General features: G+C 58.9%; 17 protein-coding genes and 1 pseudogene. 8 read left to right on the top strand and 10 right to left on the bottom strand.

Annotation, left to right across the window (positions count from 1 at the left end):
- Nucleotides 1–9 precede the first annotated feature (9 nt).
- Together BM186_RS13240 and BM186_RS13235 are read left to right on the top strand one after the other, a co-directional pair.
- Nucleotides 10–654 carry a c-type cytochrome gene (locus BM186_RS13240; protein WP_074915854.1) on the top strand — a complete coding sequence of 215 codons (645 nt, stop codon included), beginning with the start codon at nt 10–12 and terminating at the stop codon, nt 652–654.
- On the top strand, nt 651–1,571 hold the full coding sequence (locus tag BM186_RS13235; protein ID WP_074915852.1) for a c-type cytochrome: 921 nt from the start codon (nt 651–653) through the stop codon (nt 1,569–1,571). The genes BM186_RS13240 and BM186_RS13235 overlap by 4 nt, the downstream gene beginning before the upstream one ends.
- Before the next feature lie 182 nt (nt 1,572–1,753).
- Here BM186_RS13235 and radC read toward each other — a convergent pair whose 3' ends face one another.
- The 3 genes from radC to BM186_RS13220 all read right to left on the bottom strand — a co-directional run bounded on the left by radC (nt 1,754) and on the right by BM186_RS13220 (nt 3,363).
- Nucleotides 1,754–2,260 (bottom strand): RadC family protein, encoded by a 507-nt coding sequence (gene radC, locus BM186_RS13230; protein ID WP_074915850.1) that lies wholly within the window; start codon nt 2,258–2,260, stop codon nt 1,754–1,756.
- Nucleotides 2,261–2,749: 489 nt separating this feature from the next.
- Entirely contained in the window at nt 2,750–3,097 is a 348-nt protein-coding gene (locus BM186_RS13225; protein ID WP_074915848.1) for a LasR-specific antiactivator QslA, read from the bottom strand.
- Nucleotides 3,094–3,363, bottom strand: coding sequence for a hypothetical protein (locus tag BM186_RS13220; protein WP_074915845.1), 270 nt, complete (start codon nt 3,361–3,363; stop codon nt 3,094–3,096). The genes BM186_RS13225 and BM186_RS13220 overlap by 4 nt, the downstream gene beginning before the upstream one ends.
- 834 nt (nt 3,364–4,197) lie before the next feature.
- Here BM186_RS13220 and BM186_RS13215 point away from each other — a divergent pair.
- Nucleotides 4,198–4,488 carry a hypothetical protein gene (locus tag BM186_RS13215; RefSeq protein WP_074915843.1) on the top strand — a complete coding sequence of 97 codons (291 nt, stop codon included), beginning with the start codon at nt 4,198–4,200 and terminating at the stop codon, nt 4,486–4,488.
- Nucleotides 4,489–5,102: 614 nt separating this feature from the next.
- Here BM186_RS13215 and BM186_RS13210 read toward each other — a convergent pair.
- The 6 genes and pseudogenes from BM186_RS13210 to nhaB all read right to left on the bottom strand — a co-directional run.
- On the bottom strand, nt 5,103–5,630 hold the full coding sequence (locus BM186_RS13210; protein ID WP_074915841.1) for an NUDIX hydrolase: 528 nt from the start codon (nt 5,628–5,630) through the stop codon (nt 5,103–5,105).
- 75 nt (nt 5,631–5,705) lie between these two features.
- Nucleotides 5,706–6,059 carry a TraR/DksA family transcriptional regulator gene (locus BM186_RS13205; protein ID WP_074915839.1) on the bottom strand — a complete coding sequence of 118 codons (354 nt, stop codon included), beginning with the start codon at nt 6,057–6,059 and terminating at the stop codon, nt 5,706–5,708.
- Between the two features lie 12 nt (nt 6,060–6,071).
- Entirely contained in the window at nt 6,072–6,920 is an 849-nt protein-coding gene (locus BM186_RS13200; protein ID WP_074915835.1) for a universal stress protein, read from the bottom strand.
- 493 nt (nt 6,921–7,413) lie between these two features.
- A complete protein-coding gene (locus BM186_RS13195) occupies nt 7,414–8,262 on the bottom strand; it encodes a universal stress protein (protein ID WP_074915833.1) in 849 nt (282 codons plus the stop codon).
- Nucleotides 8,263–8,352: 90 nt separating this feature from the next.
- On the bottom strand, nt 8,353–9,840 hold the full coding sequence (locus tag BM186_RS13190; RefSeq protein ID WP_074915831.1) for a SulP family inorganic anion transporter: 1,488 nt from the start codon (nt 9,838–9,840) through the stop codon (nt 8,353–8,355).
- 61 nt (nt 9,841–9,901) lie between these two features.
- Nucleotides 9,902–10,216: pseudogene (gene nhaB, locus BM186_RS13185) on the bottom strand (sodium/proton antiporter); the annotation flags it as partial.
- 746 nt (nt 10,217–10,962) lie between these two features.
- Here nhaB and BM186_RS13180 point away from each other — a divergent pair.
- Genes BM186_RS13180 through BM186_RS13170 form a run of 3 tightly spaced genes read left to right on the top strand, consistent with a single transcriptional unit; the run spans nt 10,963 to nt 14,966 of the window.
- Nucleotides 10,963–12,261: a sialidase family protein gene (locus BM186_RS13180; protein WP_083431601.1), complete on the top strand. Its 1,299-nt coding sequence runs from the start codon at nt 10,963–10,965 to the stop codon at nt 12,259–12,261.
- Nucleotides 12,261–12,875: a hypothetical protein gene (locus BM186_RS13175; protein WP_074915827.1), complete on the top strand. Its 615-nt coding sequence runs from the start codon at nt 12,261–12,263 to the stop codon at nt 12,873–12,875. Before BM186_RS13180 ends, BM186_RS13175 begins: the two co-directional genes overlap by 1 nt.
- Before the next feature lie 51 nt (nt 12,876–12,926).
- Nucleotides 12,927–14,966, top strand: a complete 2,040-nt coding sequence (locus BM186_RS13170; RefSeq protein WP_074916250.1) for an LTA synthase family protein — start codon at nt 12,927–12,929, stop codon at nt 14,964–14,966.
- Nucleotides 14,967–15,048: 82 nt separating this feature from the next.
- Here the strand turns inward: BM186_RS13170 and BM186_RS13165 are convergent, their stop codons facing one another.
- Nucleotides 15,049–15,435, bottom strand: a complete 387-nt coding sequence (locus BM186_RS13165) for a diacylglycerol kinase (protein WP_074915825.1) — start codon at nt 15,433–15,435, stop codon at nt 15,049–15,051.
- Nucleotides 15,436–16,204: 769 nt separating this feature from the next.
- Here BM186_RS13165 and pqqF point away from each other — a divergent pair.
- Both pqqF and BM186_RS13155 read left to right on the top strand, forming a co-directional pair.
- On the top strand, nt 16,205–18,586 hold the full coding sequence (gene pqqF, locus BM186_RS13160) for a pyrroloquinoline quinone biosynthesis protein PqqF (RefSeq protein WP_074915823.1): 2,382 nt from the start codon (nt 16,205–16,207) through the stop codon (nt 18,584–18,586).
- Between the two features lie 361 nt (nt 18,587–18,947).
- On the top strand, nt 18,948–20,132 hold the full coding sequence (locus BM186_RS13155) for a porin (protein ID WP_074915821.1): 1,185 nt from the start codon (nt 18,948–18,950) through the stop codon (nt 20,130–20,132).
- Nucleotides 20,133–20,185 lie beyond the last annotated feature (53 nt).

Raw genomic sequence — 20,185 nt, 5'->3', positions numbered from 1 at the left:
AGAATGCCCATGAGAGTCTCTCGTTTAAACCTGTTGGGATTATGTATCGCATTGAGTGGCGGCGCGTTCGCCTCCGAGCCACTGCCGATTGCGCAGCATGGTGGTGTCAGTCAGGTGATGTTGACCTGTACGGGCTGTCACGGCGAGGCTTTGATGGGCGTTGCGGCTGCCGGATTTCCGCGGCTGGCCGGGCTGTCTGCTGATTACTTAAGCAAGCAGCTTTATGATTTCAAGGCCGGCAAGCGTTTTAACCCATACATGCAGCAGTTCGCGGCCGGGCTGAGTGATCAGGATATTCAGTCTGTTACAAGGTTCTTCGCCGCTTTACCAACGACACAATACGCAAGACCCAGCCGTGCCTCAGCGGCCGAAGATCTTGGTGCGCGTCTGGCTTTACGTGGCGCCTGGGAACGCAATATCCCCGAGTGCGTGTCCTGTCACGGGCCAGGCGGCGTAGGTGTTGGCAATACCTTCCCGCCGCTGGCCGGGCAGCCGGCGCTGTATCTGGTAAACCAGTTGCGCGACTGGCAGAAGGGCGTGCGTCGCAATGATCCAAACGATCTGATGGGGCATATCGCCAAGGCCCTCAACGAAGAAGAAATCCAAGCCGTGTCCGACTACTTTGCCGGCCTGCCTGTCGGAGGTGCCCGATGAAACACCTGATCCCGTTCGCGCTTTGCCTGGCCAACGCTGCCACCGCCCATGCCGCGACCATCGCCATGGAGGACCAGAGTCAGCTATCCGCAGCGCCGGCCAAGGCCGAACACAGCGAGTGGTTTCAGCCTCCGCATGAGAAAGACCTGCCCAACGATGGATTCGGCCAGCTGGTACGTGAGGGACGAGCGATCTTCGTCGATACCCGCAACCAGGCGAGCGAGTATGTCGGCAACGGCATGAACTGCACCAACTGCCATCTGGATCAGGGGCGCAAGGCCAACTCGGCGCCGTTGTGGGGTGCCTACACCATGTATCCGGCTTATCGAAAGAAGAACGACAAGGTCAACAGCTTCGCCGAGCGTATCCAGGGCTGCTTCCAGTTCAGCATGAACGGCACCGCGCCAGCGGTGGACAGCCACATCATCAACGCCATCACGGCCTATTCGTACTGGCTGGCGACCGGTGCCCCGGTGGGCAAGACGCTACCGGGGCGGCTATATCCAGTGGTGCAGGAACCGGCGGGTGGCTATGACCTGGCCCGTGGCGAGCAGGTCTATCAGCAGCAATGCGCGGTTTGTCATGGCGATAACGGAGAGGGGCAGAAAGTCGGCAAGGACTATGTCCTGCCGCCGCTATGGGGCAAGGACTCCTACAATTGGGGGGCGGGCATGCACCGTATCAACACCGCCGCCGGCTTCATCCTTCACAACATGCCGCTGGGCAAGGGCGGTACGCTCAGCGATGCCGATGCCTGGCATGTGGCGGCCTACATGAACAGCCACGAGCGCCCGCAGGACCCTCGGCTGATCGACGGCTCCATCGAGAAAACCCGCGACAAGTACCACGCCGATGATGGTGTAAACCTGTATGGCAAGGTCATCAACGGCGTGATGCTGGGGCAAGGGGTGGACTGAATTTATATCGGTTACCGTCATTCCAGCCTTCTCGACAGATCAGAACCTACGACCTGCTGCATCTGATCCAAGATAACGGCGGTCACTTGACGGTGGGGCTGGCAGCGAAGGATGAGGAACCGGCTGAACATGCTGCGCACGCCTGAAAGGGCGCAGCAAAAAGGGGGCTCAGCCCCCTTGTTTCATAACAGTCCAAGCTCAGCGAAAGACGCCGTGCGTTGGCCCGCAACGATGATGTGATCCAGCGAACGGACATCTACTAGCGCCAAGGCTTCTTTCAAGCGTTGTGTTAGCACCTTGTCAGCCTGGCTTGGCTCTGGATTTCCGCTTGGATGGTTGTGCGCGAAGATCACTGCAGCCGCATTCAGGCGCAGTGCTTCTTTGACTACCTCCCGCGGGTACACTGACGCGCTGTCGATGGTGCCGCGGAACATCTCGACGTACTGGATCAGGCGATGCTTCGTATCCAGAAACAGCGCTGCGAAAACCTCGTGCTCAAAGCCACCCAGCTTCGCGATCAGGTACTCCTTGACCAGCTCCGAAGACGTGAAGGCTGCGCCTCGCTGAACCTTCTGATCGATCACCTTGCGAGCAGCGTCCAGGATCTGTTCTGCAGTGGCAGGCAGATAGCGACCTTGCTCGTCGTGAATCATCAGAGAAGCGTCAAAGGCGAGAGAAAGCTGAGACATGATCGTGCTCCAGTTGCTCGGGCGGAATTGCCCGGAACCGGCCCAGCACGGCGCAGCGCAGCAGTCAGGGGGCGTTAGCCGGCCCCGCCGCAAATGCGCGAAGCGCATGCAGCCCTTGACGGCGAGAACGCCGTGATACGGTGAGAGGAAACAGCAAGACCGCCATTCCGCCGATCTCACAGGCGACACCAGCAAGCGCAGCGCGCAGGCTCTATCGGTACAGCCTAAAACGCTCAGAGGCGTTGTTGGCGAGCAGTAGAGCTGCAGATATGGCCTGCACCAACAACGAGAAAGGAACGAGGCTGGTCGCCACTTGTGGCCAGTGCCCATCAAAACGATTGGCAGACGGCCGCTACCGAAATATTCTCCGGTCTCTGGGCTAACGAAGTGCAAACAGTCAGTACTCTGACCCTGCACTCCGTTAGCTCAGAACCTCCCTTCCTGGTCTGTGTAAACAGACCACTTCATTGGCATTTGCCATGGCTCAGGTCAGCCCTGACAGCTCGGTTCGGCGAGCGTCAGGGTCTTTCTGTGGCCAAAACAATCACCCGCGGTATAGATCTCGGCCTGCTCACCGCAGCGAAGATGCGAGCACATACGCTGGTGGATACGACTCAGGAAACCCACCTCAAAAGCTCGCCTCTCAATAGCGCAGGGCAGCAGATCGCGCTCCGCGATCATCACTGCCCAAAGCCATCCACTGCGAGCGTTATCGAGCCAGGTCTGGGCCAGCTTCACGCCCTGGTCGAATGCCTCTCTGCAATCGGCAGCCCAGGTGATCTCCATACCTGGATGGCCGTCATTAGGTGGAAGGCACGTCATGACGCCATTGCTCATCTGGCACCTCCCCGCACTTCGGAGAGGGCGCGGCGATAGAGCACGACCATCTCATCGAGCAGAGCCAGCGCTGAATAAGCAGCGATGCGCACGCGCAGATCCGCGGGATGCAAGCCTTCAGGTTCAGCCAGTTGATCGAGTAGATTGCCGAGCATGACGCCGCGCATTTCAGCGGCAGCTTCAGAGGGTAGAGGAGAGCGTTCGGATTCATGCAGCGGGCTTCGCTGCAACGGAAAAGGTACAACGCAGGATTCGAACTCAGCCATGGTGCACCTCCTGAGCAGAGGTGGACAGCAAGACCTGAAGCCCAAGGCGGAGCTCTCGGGTAAAAAAGGGGTAGCGCATTTTCCTTATGCTCCTCGGTTTGATTAAGGAGCTGCCACCCACTGTTCTGACGCAGTATGGTGGCAGACCGTACGGGGGTCAGAAACCGGTAACCGAGGGAACCGGCCAGGCAAAAGCCTGCCCCGCACGGCCTGCCATAGAAAGCGATAGCAAATACTGGGGCATTTGCCGCTTCGCTATGACGCAACCGCGCCCTCGATTGATCGGGTTCTGACGCCCGGCCGTGGGACTTACCACGACCGGCGCACTCTAGCCCGAGGGTTTCAGGATGGCAACCTACTGTGGCGTAGTTTCGGATTTCAGCGAGAGTACGTTGAGCAGTGGCACGCCCCGTGGGCATGGCTGTGTACCCTGACATGAGGTATGTGCAGAATGTTTACAGGATAAAGGCTCAGAAAGCCAAGGACGCTGCGTCAGCGCAGCGAGAGGAGGCTCACTCTCGGCCCGCCATAGAATGCAGTAGCAGGGTACAAGGTACCTGCTACACAGCTATGAACGCTGCCGCGCCCTCAGACAAAGCGGGTTTCGACTCCCGGCCGTGGGATTTACCACGACGGGCGCACTCTAGCCCGAGGGTTTCAGGATGGCAACCTACTGTGGCGTAGTTAGTGAGGTGTCGAGCCCGTCAATCTAGAGGCTTATGGGGTAGGAGGGCAGAGATCTCACTCCAGCTATGGTTATTGGCTTACAGCCCTACCTTCGGAATCAGCGAACCCACCAGCTACTCTGATAATCAGCCTCTGGAGGAGTACACCATGTCTGCCAAGGACGAGCAGTTGATACAGTTGCTAGGCCTCATGGCTCGCAGCATGACCCACATGACCGCATCCATAACCGCTATGGCCTTCGAACAGCTGCGAAGCCAGGATGCAGCGTTGCAGAATTCAGCCAAGCGCATGATCGAGCGCATGCAGGCTATCAATGAAGAGCTGGATCAGCAGTGGGAGCTGGTCGGCCAACTAACCGGCCAGCGGGATCAAGAAGCGCTAGTGGAGGAGCTGGATATCTCTTCTGTTCGAGTGCATCGGGAAGCGGAGGTCTCTTGAGCGTAGTGGTGCTCTAGACGTTTATCCCGCTTGCTCAAAGGTTTCCAATAACAATTAGCTCGACGCGTGCCGCCCCGAATTGAGGACAGGCTCTAGTTCAAGGCAAGTACGCTGTTGTTCATGATGTAGCCGCATTCGCCTGGACTCGTCGGTGCCGCTTAAGTGTCATAGAGGAAGGATGCCAAGCAGGCATGTAGGTCGAAGCTTCCTAGACCTCGTGCGGAAAATAGCTGCCCCTCCGATGGCGCATACAGCTAAGGGTGAAGATTGACGCTTGGCCAGTCGATATTTTAGCCCGGCCGTATCGAGGGTCTGCCTAAAAAGCAGCATCACGACCGTTCCGCAATTTTCTGCAGCCCCCCGAAATCTGGGGGCTGCAGTGAGCCTGGTGCCGGTCGATTGCGGAACAGGTAGCGAGGCAAGTTATTGTTTTAAAAGGTATTATTCTGAGACTTCCCTGCTTGAAAGGTTGGCAGATGGCCGCTAACGAAATGCTCTCCGAACATTGGGCTAACGAAGTGCGAATCGGCAGGGTGTCGACCCCCCTGTGCAACACCATTAGCCCAGCACCCTCCTTCCTGGCCTGTTTTAACAGTCAACTGAAACAGAGGTGCTCAGCAGGTCGTCGAGAGTTCTGTAGCCACTTTTCTTAGCATGAAGGTCTCGCGCTGGATGGATTGGCCCATCGAGGATTCCTGGCGTCGCATGACTGCCTCGTTATGCGCAATGGCTTCATGCAGATCGACCCAGATGGGACGCATACCATTGGCGACCTCGTGGCTTTCCATTCTGACCGGCCGCAGCTGAGGTGCTATCTCGCACACATAGAAGTGCGAGGTCATGTGCATCAGATCGTATTGCGGCTTCCAGTAAGGTCGGTACTCTTCGATGTAGCCGAAGTTCTGGAGTACTTGTATATCGCGGGCGCCAGTCTCTTCCTCGAGCTCGCGTGTGAGGCCGGCGATGATGTCCTCGCCGGCATCGAGGCCGCCACCGGGGAAGCTGAAGTCGTTGTAGCGTTCGGTGAACAACAGCAGGATTTGTTCTTCTCGCAGCACGATGCCGCGAGCGGCGTGTCGACGAAATACTCTGCCCTGCGTGGATGTGAGTTCGGGATGGATCAGTTCGGTAATTAGTTGCATGGGGTCGTCAGATCAAACTGGTTCAGGCGCCGAGAGACTCAGGAACCGGTAATTTCAGGGGAGGATAGTGAGGGCCTAATCGTCGTGATTGGCGTTATTCGCGCACTCAATGCACAGAGGCGTCGCCGGGTCGAAATTTAGCCTGCCGAGCGCTATGGGTTCGTCACACTGGGTGCAGTAGCCATAATCGCCTTCGGCAATACGGCGTAGTGCGGCCTCTATGCGTAACCGCTCCCGTCTGCCGCGTGCTCGGTTGGCATCCAGCATGGCTTGCTGCTGGAGAGCGTCCATGCGTGAGAGTCGACCTACCTTGCTCTGATCCAGCTCGATGGAGTCTCGCGATTGCGCTGCGGAATCAAGGCTATCCAGTTCCGCCAGGCGCGCCTGTAACGAGCTGTGGAAGTGTGCCAGGTCGATCTCATCGCTCATGGCTGCAACCCCTCAATGCAGGAGCAGTATAGGCGTGCGTGAGGTGCTGAGCATCTTGGTGGTGGTACTGCCGACCAGGAATTCGCGAATGCGAGAACGGCTATACGCACCCATCACGACCATGTCGAGGGCGTGCTCGTTCTGATAGGCATGCAGGGTCGGTTCCACCTCGCCCGCGCGAATAGCAATCTGAGCATCGAAGCCTGCAGCCTTGAGTTTCTCTTTCGCAGACTTCAGTTGCTCCCAGGCGTCGTTGGTATCTGCGCCGACCTGCACGAGATGAATGGGCAAGCCCTTGAACAATGGGCTTGCTGTAATCAGTTGAACAGCTTTATCCATGGTCGGACGACCGTCATAGGCGAGCATCACGCTTTCAGGCTGTTTGAAGGCGGTGGGGGTCACCAGCACCGGACGGCTGAGTGTACGCAATACACTTTCCAGGTGACTGCCGACCTGCGCGCCGGCACTGGCGTGATCGCCTTGCTTACCGATGATTGCGAGGCGAATTTCTTCTTGTAGCTCCACCAGGGTTTCAGCCAGGTCGCCATGACGTTGCTTGATCAGCGGACTATCGATGCCGTCTTCCAGGGCTCGTTGTTTCGCAGCCTCCAGCATGATGCGCCCCTCTTCAAGGGCGAGCTTGCTGCGCCGAGCATCCAGCTCGGCGAGTTCCTCCAACAATATCTCGCGGCTGCCGAGGCCTATGTTGCCGCTGAGGTTGCTGTTGGTTGGGTAGCTGTTCTCATCGAGAACATGCAGGAATGCCAGGGGCGAATCGAGTCGCAGGCTGGCCCAGGCCGCGTAGTCACATACTGCGGTCGCAGAGGGAGAGCCGTCGATGCAAGCCATCACATAGGTCATAAGGTTTTCCTTGTATTGGTGCATTGCGTCATGGGGGCGCGCGGTCAGAAGCCGCAGCGAATTGGCAGCCCCATGCCGCAAACCTACCAGAGCTATCGGTTAATGGCATCCCGCAATCTCGGTGCTACATCACAGGGCGCGAGTAGCTTCCAGGGACACCCTCTGTGCTCATCACTCACTGCCAAAGTTGGATGTCGCGCGTGAAAGGCTCCAGCGCACGGCAGCAGGTTATAACGCTACATGCGATAGAAACGCTTGCCGAATTCGTCAGAGAACCAAGCCAGGCTAGTTCGAAATTCTCTTACTAGGCCGTGAGCGTACGGCCATAAGTCCGCGTCGAAGTGATACAGATCCTCGACTACGGTTGTCCGCGGCATCACCGGTCTGGCCTGCTGACGGCAAACCGCATCGGGCTGCACCCAGCCAAAGCCGATAGAGGCGCCCGTTGTGGCGAGCCCCTCTTTGGTTCGACCCGTCAGTTTGAGTTTGAGGATCAGTGCAGCATCAGCAGGGGCAGTTTGGCCCGGCGTAGCATGTTGGTGGTGGTGCTGCCCACCAGGAACTGGCGGATCCGCGAGTGACCGTAAGCTCCCATGACCAGGAGGCTGATGAGTTGGTCCTGGCAATAGCTTTCCAGGGCATCCTCGACCTCACCCTGGCAGGTTTTCGAGTATGTGGTGTAGCCGGCCTGCTGCAACTGGCTGGTTGCCCAGTCGAGTTGTGCCTGCTGTTCGGCCGACGGCTCGCCGACCATCAGCAGGTGGCAGTCCAGGCTCTTGAGCAGCGGGCTTTGCACTAGGCGCTCAACCACGCGACGGCCATTGGCACTGCCATCAAAAGCGATCAGAAAGCGCTGTGGCATTGCGAAGTCGGTCGGTACTACGAGGACGGGGCGGTGTAGCGTGCGAATGACGTTCTCGATGTGACCACCGATGTGCTCGAAAAGACTTCCACTTTGCTCGCCCTGGCGACCGATGACCAGCAGTCGGATGTCGTCTTCCATTTCTTTCAGGCTGTCGACCAGGTTGCCATGTCGTTGCAGCGCTTTGGGATGCATGATCCCGAGTCGGTCGAGGCGATGCTTGGCTGCGTCCAGCAGATGCTGGCCGTGCTCGCGCGCCAGGCGGCCACGTTTCTCGTCAAGTTCCGCCAGCTCTTGCAGCAGATGCTCGCGGCTACCCAGGCCAATGCTGCCGGTGAAGTCGGTAGGGACTTGCGGCGTTTCTTCCAGGATATGAACCAGGGTCAGGGGGGCGGCGAGGCGCACACTGGCCCAGGCGGAGTAGTCGCACACGGCGGCTGAAGACGGCGATCCGTCAATACAGGAAATGACAGCTGTCATGAGAGTTCCTCGTTGCCTCCATTTGGAATGGAGAGCGTGAGTTGTAGGGGCCGCTCCTTATGGGAGCGGCTATCTGGACTTAATGAAGGCCTAGTGGGCCATCAGCTTGTCCACGGCGTCTGGTTTGTCATGTACGCCAAAGCGGTCGACGATGGTGGCGCTTGCCTCGTTCAGACCGAGCACTTCGACCTCAGTACCTTCGCGGCGGAACTTGACGACTACCTTGTCCAGCGCTGCCACTGCAGTGATGTCCCAGAAATGCGCATGCGTAAGGTCGATGGTGACCTTTTCCAAGGCTTCCTTGAAATCAAATGCGGCGATGAACTTGTCCGCCGAACTGAAGAAGATCTGGCCGGTAACTTTGTAGATTCGACTCATGCCGTCGTCTTCAGCGGTGGAGCCTACATGCATGTAATGACCGACCTTGTTGGCGAAGAACATGGCCGCCAGCAGTACGCCGGCCAGCACGCCATAGGCCAGGTTGTGCGTGGCCACGACGACGATGACGGTGACCACCATGACGATATTGGTCGACAGCGGATGTTTTTTCAGGTTGCGCAGCGAATCCCAGCTGAAGGTACCGATCGATACCATGATCATCACGGCGACCAGGGCAGCCATTGGGATCTGGGTCAGCCATTCGGCCAGGAACACCACCATCAGCAGCAGCAATACACCCGCCGAGAGCGTTGAAAGTCTGGTACGGCCACCGGACTTAATGTTGATGATGGATTGACCGATCATGGCGCAACCGGCCATGCCGCCCAACAAACCGGAGGCGATATTGGCTACGCCCTGTCCTTTGCACTCGCGGTTCTTGTCGCTGTTGGTATCGGTCAGGTCATCGACAATAGTCGCGGTCATCATCGATTCCAGAAGGCCGACCACCGCTAGGCCAGCGGAGTAGGGGAAGATGATGGCCAGGGTCTCGAAGGTCAAAGGTACGTCCGGCCAAAGGAAGATAGGCAGAGTGTCCGGCAGTTGGCCCATGTCGCCCACATTACGAATATCCATGCCGAAATACATGGCGATGGCCGTCAGCACTACGATGCAAACTAGCGGCGAGGGAACGACTTTGCCTACCCACGGTACATAGGGGAACAGGTAAATAATGCCTAGACCTGCGGCGGTCATGGCGTATACATGCCAGGTGACGTTGGTCAGCTCGGGCAACTGGGCCATGAAAATCAGGATGGCTAGTGCATTGACGAAGCCGGTAACCACTGACCGCGAAACGAATCGCATGAGTGAGCCCAATCTGAGGTAGCCGGCGATGATCTGCAGTACGCCGCAGAGCAGAGTGGCCGCGAGTAGATATTCGAGGCCGTGGTTCTTCACCAGTGTGATCATCAGCAGTGCCATGGCGCCGGTAGCAGCCGAGATCATGCCGGGCCGACCGCCAATAAATGCAATGACCACGCATATGCAGAACGAGGCGTACAGACCCACTTTGGGGTCGACGCCGGCAATGATGGAGAAGGCGATAGCTTCGGGAATGAGGGCCAGAGCGACGACGATGCCTGCGAGCAAGTCGCCGCGTATGTTTGAGAACCAGTCTTGCTTGAGTTTCTGAAGCATGTATATGTCCGTAGGTTGAAGGTTATGACGGGGTGCCTAGCAATAGAGGCGCCAAGTCGGGTTAAACGAGAAAGATCACTGACAGTAGGCCTACTCCGCCCATAGCCAAGGTATAGGGCAATGCCATGACCGCCATGCGTCTGTAGTGCAGTCGTGCTGGCGATGCGTTGGCAGATGTCAACAGGAGGAGGAGGGCTGCTGGGCCATTGGCGGTAGCTACGCTGGGCAGGTAGGTGCCGGTGTTGATGGCCAGGCGCTCGAAGTCCCGGTCGATGGTGCCGACACCCAGCACCTGCTTGATTTCGCTGATATAGACGGTGGCAACGAACACGTTGTCGCTGATCGTCAACAGTACGCCGTTGATCAGGGTGAAAATGAACTCGACAGTCAGCTGTTTGTGCCAAGTTGGCGCATGATCAAGGGCATTGTGCGCAAAGGCAGCGGTTGTTGTTGGGGGCATGGAAGCCTCTTCTAGTCGTTGCGAATGAAATCGGCGCAACACCACAACCCAGAAAATGCAGGCGAACGAATACGATCAGGCCGAAATTCAGCAGGGCTAGCGATAAGTGATAAGAAGAACCGTCGTGCATGGTCGACGGTGCACACCTGTGGCCTGTAGCGGAGCGGCAACAGGCAAGGGCGCTAAAAAGCGGAAGGGTAACTTATGGCGGCGTAACAGCCGGGAGGGAACAGAAATTCATCATCGCTACGGGATACTTTTAGGCATCGGGTCGTTGGGCGGGGCGACATCTTAGCAGCAACTGCTAGGTTGTGGGTGTTTTTTTGACCAAATGTTGCGTGGTTGTCCAATTATGAACCTCCAGGCTTGGCCTGGAGCCCATGTCATATGGGGCTTCAGTTGAGTAGAGTCGGGGTGGGCACGATCTTCCGCTAGTTGAACATTTGCGTTCGCGGTTGCATCCGCGAACTCACTGCGCCATGATCCCGGGCTGCCGTTGCATGTCAATTGGCCTATTCCCAGTCTATTTGCAGTCGAGTCAGACCCTTGTAAAAACCAGCCAAACACTCCCTCTTGCCACGCCTTGTCTCTGAGGCTGGTGTCTGGTCGTTTCCTGCTATCCGCAGGAGGCTTTATGTGTTTATGCAACATATGGTTTTTCAATGCGCTCTCAGAAATTCGGTTCTCTGCCTTCTCGCTTGGCTGTTGTCTCCCTCTTCGCTGTCTTTGCTTCCGCCTGGTGGCTGAATCCTGATCGTCACGTGCTCGGTTTTGCCATGGCGGAACGTTCCGGTGAACTGATTGGTAGCGTCCAGGCTCCCTTCTACAGCAGCCGTTTTGCCTCTTCGGATCTTGACGAGTTCGTTCATGCATCCTCAGTAGCATCTCTGCCTGACGGCGGGCTGATGGCAGTCTGGTTTGCCGGCTCCCGAGAGGGCGCCGCAGATGTTCAGGTTCGCGGCTCGCGTTACGACGCCCAAGAAGCCGAGTGGGGAGAGGAGATAGTTCTCGCTACGCGGGAATCTACCGAGAGTGCGACCCAGAAACACATACGCAAACTGGGCAACCCTGTTATCGCGCTGGCTCCCGATAACCGGCTGTGGCTATTTTACGTTTCGGTGTCCATTGGTGGCTGGGCTGGCAGCGCGATCAACGCCATGTACTCGGATGACCTTGGTGAAAACTGGTCTGCGCCCAAGCAGTTGATTACGACTCCTTTCTTGAACATCAGCACGCTCGTGCGCAACGCGCCGGTGTTCCATCGCGACGGCACCATCGGCCTGCCGGTCTATCACGAATTTCTCGGCAAGTTTGCCGAGTATCTGTACATCAGTCCGGCTGGTGATGTTGTCGATAAGACCCGTATCAGCAGGGGTAAGCATTCCCTGCAACCCACGATAGTACCGATGGACGAGTACAACGCCGTTGCGATGTTGCGCTACGCGGGTGACATCCATCACAAGGTACTTGCCAGTCGAACCGAGGACGCGGGGCAAACATGGAGCGAGCCTTATCCAATCAATCCCGCCAACCCAAACTCCTCGCTTGCAGCAGTGGCCACGCCTGATCATGGATTGCTGGTTGCCCTGAACGATCTGGAAGATGGACGTTTTCGCCTCCGGCTGATGGGTACCGATTCCGGTCTCGATTTGTGGAAGCCGGTGATCGATCTCGACGAGTCTCCTGATCCGTACGGCAACCCATTCAGTCCCGAGGTTTATCGAGAAATTATCGGCGACAAGTTCCTCCGTTCCAGCGGACCGCGCAGAGAGAGCCTTGTCGATGAGTTTCTGGCAAATCTGGACCAGCGGGTGTGCAAGGATCACGGCTGCGACTTCGAATATGAATACCCGTACTTCATCAAGAGCGGCGATGGGCTCTATCACCTGGTCTACTCCTGGAACAACACCTTCATCAAACACATCAGCTTCAATGACGCCTGGCTTGAGGAGCAGCTCTAATGCCTGAACTTTGGCAAGCGCATTTGACTTTTGCGCTACTCGCATTCGCCGTTATTCCGACGCTTGGCTCCAGCCCGGCCATGCAGTTTGTCCGCCTGCTCGTGCTGCTGGGGATCAGTTTCATTCCCGTGGAAGGACTTTCGCTGGCGGCTTATATGCGCAGCTTCACGGATGACGTGGCCATCACCTCGTTGGTGGCACTGACGTTCGTTGCGGCGGTAAGAATGGGGCTAGTGAAGCAGCTGGATCGCACTATCCGCTTGCAGGTGTTGGTCCTGATTGCGGCTTTGGCGCTATTCCTCTATCCCGCCACGATGGGACTTTCCTACTTTGACCCCTATCGGCTGGGCTATAACCCGCGGCCTCTGATCCTGATCATTGGTCTGCTGGCTTTAGGGCTGTTGATGCTGAGGAACTGGTTGGGGGCCTGCATGCTGGGTTTTGCTACCTTGGCATTCAGCCTGGGCCTTAAGCCCTCTCCGAATTATTGGGACTATCTGCTCGATCCCTTTATTGCTCTGTACTGCTGGGGAGCCTTGCTTGGCTACGCGATCAAGTTGGTCGTGCGCCGGTCGAACGCACCGAGAGAGTTGAAACTGCCGATACGCCCTTGATGGCGGGGCGCCGCACTATTTTGACGATTCTATAAATTGAGGTTTGGCATGATGGGTTGGCTTCACTCGCGGCGCTTGCACTACTGGTTTGGTGCGGTAGCGATCCTGTTCTTGGTGCTCGCGGCCTTGCGCGGACTGTTCTTCGTGGGGTTCTCGGGGTTTGAGGCCAGCGCGCTTGGTGAGGTCGAGGCAGTACCGGAAACCCTGGGGATAGGGCTGCGATTCGACCTTCGCTTGGCCATCTTGCTGATGCTGCCAGTCGCTTTGCTGGCATGGTTGCCGGTGTGGAATCTCACCAGCTCGCGCGTCCTGCGCTGGCTGGCGCGGCTGTATCTGGCGCTGGCGCTCGGCGCGGTGCTGTTGGTCTATATCATCGACTTTGGCCATTACGCCTACCTGGGTGTGCGTATCAATGCCACCGTTCTGCGCTTTCTTGAAGACGCGCAAATCTCCACCGACATGGTCTGGCAAACCTATCCTGTGGTGTGGATCAGCCTTGGCTGGGCGGCGGCAACCGCCCTGGTTTGGTGGCTGCTGCTGCGCCTGGAGCGGGTTACCCTGGCGCGCCCGGCAAAGCCGATCAGCCGTCTCTCGCTGACTTGGGGCAGCGCGCTGATGGTTGTCGTGGTCTTTCTCGGCATTCTCGGTCGCGTCGACAACATCAATCTGGAAAACCCGGTGCCGTTGCGCTGGAGTGACGCATTCTTTTCGGGGGACAACCAGATCTCGGCGCTCGGCCTGAACCCGGTGATCTTCCTCTACGACACCCTGAAGGTCCCCAGTCAGCCCTATGATCGGGAACAGGTTGCTGAGCATTACGATGTTGTCAGTCGCTATCTGGGGGTGGACCAGCCGGATGCGCAGAGCTTGAATTTCAGCCGTGAACAGGCATCGCAATCCTATGCAATTGCCGGGAGTCAGCCGCCTAATGTTGTGTTCGTCATGCTCGAATCCCTCGGTACCAGCGCCGTGGGTGCCTATGGCAATCCACTGAACCCAACCCCAAATATCGACCGACTGGCCAAGCAGAGTTGGTTCTTCGAAAACTTCTATGTGCCGGTCACCGGTACCGCAAAAACCGTTTGGGCCAGCATTTCCGGTGTGCCCGACGTTTCACGTCAAGAAACGGCTACACGTAACCCGCTGATCACCCGCCAGCACAGCCTGGTCAATGCGCTGCAGGGCTACGACAAGTACTACATGATTGGCGGCAACTCCGGCTGGGCCAATATGAACGCGCTGATTCGTCAAAGCATCGACGATGTCCAGCTGTTCGAAGAGCGCCATTGGACTTCGCCCATGGTCGATGTCTGGGGTATTTCGGATCTCGATTTGTTCAAGGAAAGCGACCGAATCCTGCGCCAGCAGGCCGAAGGAAAGCCATTCTTTGCCTATATCCAGACCGCAGGCAATCATCGTCCCTTCACTATCCCGAAGGAAAATGACGGTTTCGAAGTACTCGATCTGCCTCTGGAAACCGTGCAGAACGCCGGCTCGCGCAGCCTGGCTCAATACAACGCTGCACGCTTGCTGGACTTCAATATCGGTCGTTTGATGGAGATCGCTCAGGAGGGCGGTTGGTACGACAACACCATTTTCGTCATGTTTGGCGACCACAACACTCGTATCAGCCAGATTCCCCATATGCCACCAGCATTCGAGAAGCTGGGGCTGGAGAGCAATCACGTGCCTCTGCTGATCCATGCCCCCAAGCTACTGGAACCGCGGGTGATCGAGGAGGCTGTGGGCTTGGTCGATCTGCTGCCCAGCGTGCTGGGCATGGCCGGTATGGAGTTTCGCAACGGCGCGCTGGGCCGCGATATCCAGCAGCCCGCCCCGGAAGGGGAGCGCGTGGTCCCGCTAGTGCTGCGAGAAGGCACTTTCCCGTTGATCGGTGGGGTCACGAAAGACTTCTTGCTACAGATGCAGCATGACGGCAGCCAGCCAACCTTGCACGATCTGGCCTCGCAGACACCGCTGGATAACGTCGCTGACCAGCATCCTGAGGAGTTTCGTCGCCTGGCCGAGCTTACTCGGGGGCTACACGAAACCTCGCGCCTGATGCTCTATCAGAACGTCAGAAAAGACTGATCAGGAGGAGGGGCGCGCATTCGAAGGATGCCGCCTCTTCAGGCACGATCCGTGTCGTGCTTAACGGGTGTTTCGAGATTTTTCAGATCAAGATGATCGCCCAGGTCGTCGCCACTACCGCCAGTGCCAGCATCTGCGCAGCGCTACCCATGTCCTTGGCTTGTTTCGAAAGGGGATGCAGGTCTGTCGAAATCCGGTCAATTGCTGCTTCAATTGCGGAGTTCAGCAACTCCACGATAAGGGTGATCATCGGCACGATCACCAGCAAGACGCGCTCGATACGGCTCACGTCCATGGCGAATGCCAGGGGGACCAGCACTGCGTTGAGCAATAGCAGCTGCCGGAAGGCGGCCTCGCCGATAAAGGCAGCGCGTAGCCCAGCGATTGAATACCCGGCCGCTCGCGAGACGCGCGCAAGTCCTCGTTGTCCTTTGAAGGATGTGGCATCGAGTTCGTTACTGCTACTCATGTGCTAGTCCTGTAGATGAAGTCATAAAATACCGCATGTGCCGTATGAGGTCGCTGGGTGCTACGGGTGAGCCTGCACTGCCACTTGAGCCAGCGTGCAGACCTTCCAAGGTCACCGGCAAGTGTTATCGCCTAGCATAGAGGCGAGTGGCTCACTCACACTCCTCGCTGAGCTCAATATCGATACGACGCGTTGTGTGCGCCGACTTTCCGTATCCCGGGTGCAATCCAGGGGCGTGATGAGATGCAGGTGTGCGCAGAACAGCGATCGTGGATGGGTAGTACAGCGCGAAACCCATCACTAGCGAGGCGCTGCCTCAGCATGCTGCGGGCAATAGAAGGGCTAGGGAGGTTAGCGGTGCAGTCAGTGGTAAAAAAGTGGCACGTGTTTGTTCTATGGTCTTCTGTAGCCCAGCTATTTCAATGCCGCCGAGGGCGAGCTATGAGATGCTAAAAATTTGCTAAATGCTAAGATCTATTTATATAAGCTATTGATTTTTAAGCGTAAAAAATAAAATGCTGTCCAATCCATCATCGGGGCAACGGAGAAACGGCGGGACAGGGCGAGGCGGTTGGAATCCTGGGACATGGGACGCTGTGACGGGCTGAAAAGGCTGCGTATTCTAACAGCATGCCCGCGCGGGACGGGCTTTTGTTGCCGGCCATAGGAGGGCTTTGCACCAACGTATCGGCTTGTCTCGGCCAAAGCAGCATTGCCGGACCGTGGCGCAAGGGGCAAGCTTGGCGGCAAGCTGCCCAGAGAACCATCGATGTCTGATCAAGCTCCCGTTACCCGGCGACTGGCCAATGGCGCCGAGCTGCGTGCGCAGCAACAGCCTTGGGCGCAACAGTTGGGGTTGTGCCTGCGTGTGGCGGCGGGCAGTCATGACGAGCCACCGGCCTATCCTGGTCTGGCGCACTTTCTCGAACATCTGCTGTTTCTCGGTAGCCGCGATTACCCGGGCGACCAGGGCTTGATGGCTCTCGTCCAGCGCCATGGCGGGCTCGTCAATGCCTCGACTCAGGCACGGCACACCGATTTCGTCTGTGAGGTACCGGTCGAGTTGCTGCAGCCGGCGCTGACGCGTCTGCTGGATATGCTCTGCCAGCCGTTGCTGGAGATCGACGCGCAGCTGCGCGAGCGCGAGGTGCTGCACGCCGAATATCAGGCGCGCAGCCAGGATGCCGACAGTCGCATCGATCATGCCCTGGGCCAGGCGCTCGCCGCCGGGCACCGCTGCGGCGCATTCCTGGCAGGGGATCGAAGCACGCTGGCGGTGGAGTCTGCGGAATTTCAGCAGGCGCTGCGTGATTATCACCAGTGCCACTACCACGCCGGACATATGCGCCTGACCCTGGTCGGGCCACAACCGGCCGAGCAGTTGCTGGATATCGCCGAGGCGCTGCTTGGAACGTTACCAGCAGGCGAGGGTGCCGTCTGTTTCGCGCCGCCGGCCGACCTGCTACCGCTGCGAGCGCCGTGCCTGCACCTGCAGTACAGTCGCCCTGGAGTGCACTTGGGCCTTGCCGTACAGCTCGACACCCGTGAGCTGAGCGCATCGTTGGATCTGTTACTGGATGCCTTGCAGGACCCTGCGCCCGGCGGCTTGCTCGACGGCCTGCGCGCACTGCAATTGTGCCGGCAGTTGCAGGCGCGGGTGCTGTATCAGCACGGGGGACAATGCCTATTGCGCCTGGACTTTCCTGGCGCCACCGCGGAGCAGGGCGCCGCAGTGCGCGCGGTCGTACAGAGTTGGGCCGCGCAGCTGCAGGGCCATGCAGATTGGTCATTGCGGCTGCAGCACCAACAGCAGGCAGCAGCGCTCAGGTTGCTTGGGCTCAGTCCGTTGGCGGTGGCCAGGGAGCTGCAGTCGTCTGTTCAGGACGAGAGCCATACCTTACGCGATCTGAACGCCTTGCTGGTTTGTGTGGCTCGCGGTGACGGGCTGATCGAATTGCGGTGCGGCGAACAGGTGCGCCCCCTGTGGCCGGCGATCGGATTGGATTTGCCATTGCAGGCCCTGTCGATGTCATTGCCAACTCCAATTCCGAGCCACCAGTGGCGGCTGCCTGGCAATGATCCGCTGCTGGCCGGCGCTGCCGTGGTATCGGCCGTTTTGCCATTGGCCGCGTTGCGACATCATCCGGGGCAGACCGAGGGTGGGCCGGCCGCGCTTTACTGGCGTGGCCCTTGTTCAGGCGCGGGCGACACGGCGGCCATCGAAGCAGGATTGCTGCTGCGTAGCGCCGATCTGCGCTGGCGCGGTGAGCGGCTTGGCATCGTCAGCCAACTGAGCGTGCAAGCCGCTGGCTGGAGCCTTTCACTGCGCGGGCCGGCAGCGCTGTTGCCGGCCTTCAGTGCCTTGCTGGTGCCGCTGCTGCTGGCCGAGCTCGATCAACCGGCGGAGCCCGCTTCCCAGGGCATGTTGTTGCGGGCGCTGCTGCAGCGTTTGCCGCAGCTCTGCGAACGGCCCAAGGCCTCACGGCTGGAAGGCCTGAGCGTCGGGCTCGGGGCGAGCGAACAGGCACAGTTGGCCGAGCTGTGCGCGGCTGTCGAGGCGCTTGCGGATCTGCCGCCAGTGCCCCGCATCGAGACCGGGATCGACTGGCACCAGGTCGTGCAGCCGGGTACGGATGCTGCGTTGCTGCTGTTCTGCCCCTTGCCTGCCGACGATGCCTGTACCGAGGCTGCCTGGCGTCTGCTTGGGCAGGTGTTGCAGGGGTGTTTCTACCAGCGCCTGCGTGGTGAGCTGCAGCTGGGATACGCGCTGTTTGCCGGTTTTCGCCAGGTGGAAGGCTGTCGAGGGATGCTGTTTGCCCTGCAGTCGCCGGTGTGCGAGGCGGCCGGCATCTTCGACCATATCCGCGCCTTTCTGGGCGAGCAGCGGCAGTTGCTCGCAGCACTGGACGATACGGCCGTGTCGCGTTATCGCGATGCCTTGCTGCCAGCGCTGAGCCCGGCCGAGGCCAACTTGCCGCGTGCCGAGCAGCTGTGGCGGCTGCATCTGGCAGGTTTGCCCGAGGTGCACCTGCAACGGGTGCAGCAGGCGTTGGTGGCCCTGACCGCAAACGATCTGCTCCAGGCACATGAGCAACTGCTAAGTGCCTGCGACTGGCGCGTGCTGGCCAGCGGAGCGCCGTCGACGGTCTAGGCTGTTTTCTCTTCAGTGCTCTTTGCGCGCGACTGCGCTCGAATTTCCAACGCCCTTTTTCTGTAGAAGCCCCGACCCGGGGCGAAGCCTTGTGCAGCCGCGCCGCCGCCGTTCGTTGCGGTGTGCGACGCCTGCCGCTTAGTTGCCGGCGCATTTCTACACCCTAGGGCTGGCCCGGTACTAATACCTTTCTCCCGCTACCGGTAGCAGGTCGGTCGCGATCCGGCGGAAGCGCGACGGTAGCGCCCGGCCAAAGCAGCAGCGAATCGCTGCCAAGGCAGCGTATGGCCCGCCGGACCCGCTTTCGATAATCGCCTCCGACACGACTGCCCTGGCGGTCGCCACTCAAGCGGAGAGCGTTATGCACAACAACAAGATCGCCATCACTCGATTTCTGCCCCTGACTCTGGCTACGGCCGTTGCCCTGGCGACCGCGCAGCAGGCCGCCGCCGAGATCGTCCTGTACGACAAGGACGACACCACTTTCTCCACCGACGGCTACATCAACGCCTTCTACGTCAACAGCGACGTGGACCGTGATGGCGAGCAGTTCGACCGTCGCCAGTCGCGGGTGAAGATGGGCTTTCTGCCCAACTGGATCGGCTTCAACTTCGGCAAGCAGATCGATGATCTGAAACTGACCGGCCGCTCGTCCTTCTGGGTCACCATCAACGACAGCGAAACCAATGGCACCGACACCGCTATCGACGTTCGTCAGTTCTATGGCACCGTTTCCAGCCCGGAGTGGGGAGAGGTGCTGGTGGGCAAGGACTTCGGTCTGTTCTCGCGCTCGAACATCTTCCTCGACGAGCTGCTGGCCGGTTACGGCAACGTCTCCGACACTCTCGGCCTGGTGGACGGCAACGGCGTGTCCTTCGGCAACATCGGCACCGGCTACCCTTACCCGTTCCCGACTTCGCAGATCACCTACCGCAACAACAACCTGGCCGAAGGCCTGCGCGTCGCAGTGGGCATCATGGACCCGGTCGACACCAACGACGACAGCGCCACCGGCAAGGCCTACCAGGAAAACCCGCGCTTCGAATCGGAAGTCAGCTACCAGTTCGATGTGGGCGGTTCGACCATCTACACCTGGGTCAACGGCGCCTACCAGACCTCCGAAAACACCGACGACACCGTCGACAAGGTCACCTCCAAGGGCCTTGGCTATGGCGTGCAGGCCAAGTTCGGCGGCCTGTCGCTGACCGGTTCGGGTTTCCAGGCGAAGGGCATCAACCCCTTCTTCACCAACAACCTGGGCGAGCCGACCCTGCGTGACATCGATAGCGACGGTTATCTGCTGCAGGGCTCCTACACCTGGGGCAAGAACCGCGTGGCGCTGTCCTACGGCAAGACCGAGGACGACGGCAACGGCCTGGGCGTGGCGGCGGACTACGAGACCCGCGGCATCGCCTATTTCCGCACCATCAACGACAACCTCAAGCTGGTCGCCGAGTACAACCAGTACCAGATCGACGCCGCCGCCGGCAGCGGTCTGAACGAGGACACCGACACCTTCGCCGTCGGTGCGGTACTCAGCTGGTAAGCGCCGTTGCACAAGGCTGGGCAGGGGGCGACCTCTGCCCGGTCTTTTTTGTT

Source organism: Ectopseudomonas toyotomiensis (assembly GCF_900115695.1).
Classification (GTDB): Bacteria; Pseudomonadota; Gammaproteobacteria; order Pseudomonadales; family Pseudomonadaceae; genus Aquipseudomonas; species Aquipseudomonas toyotomiensis.
Note: the sequence above shows the minus strand (reverse complement) of the source record. Positions and strands in the feature narration are given on the sequence as shown.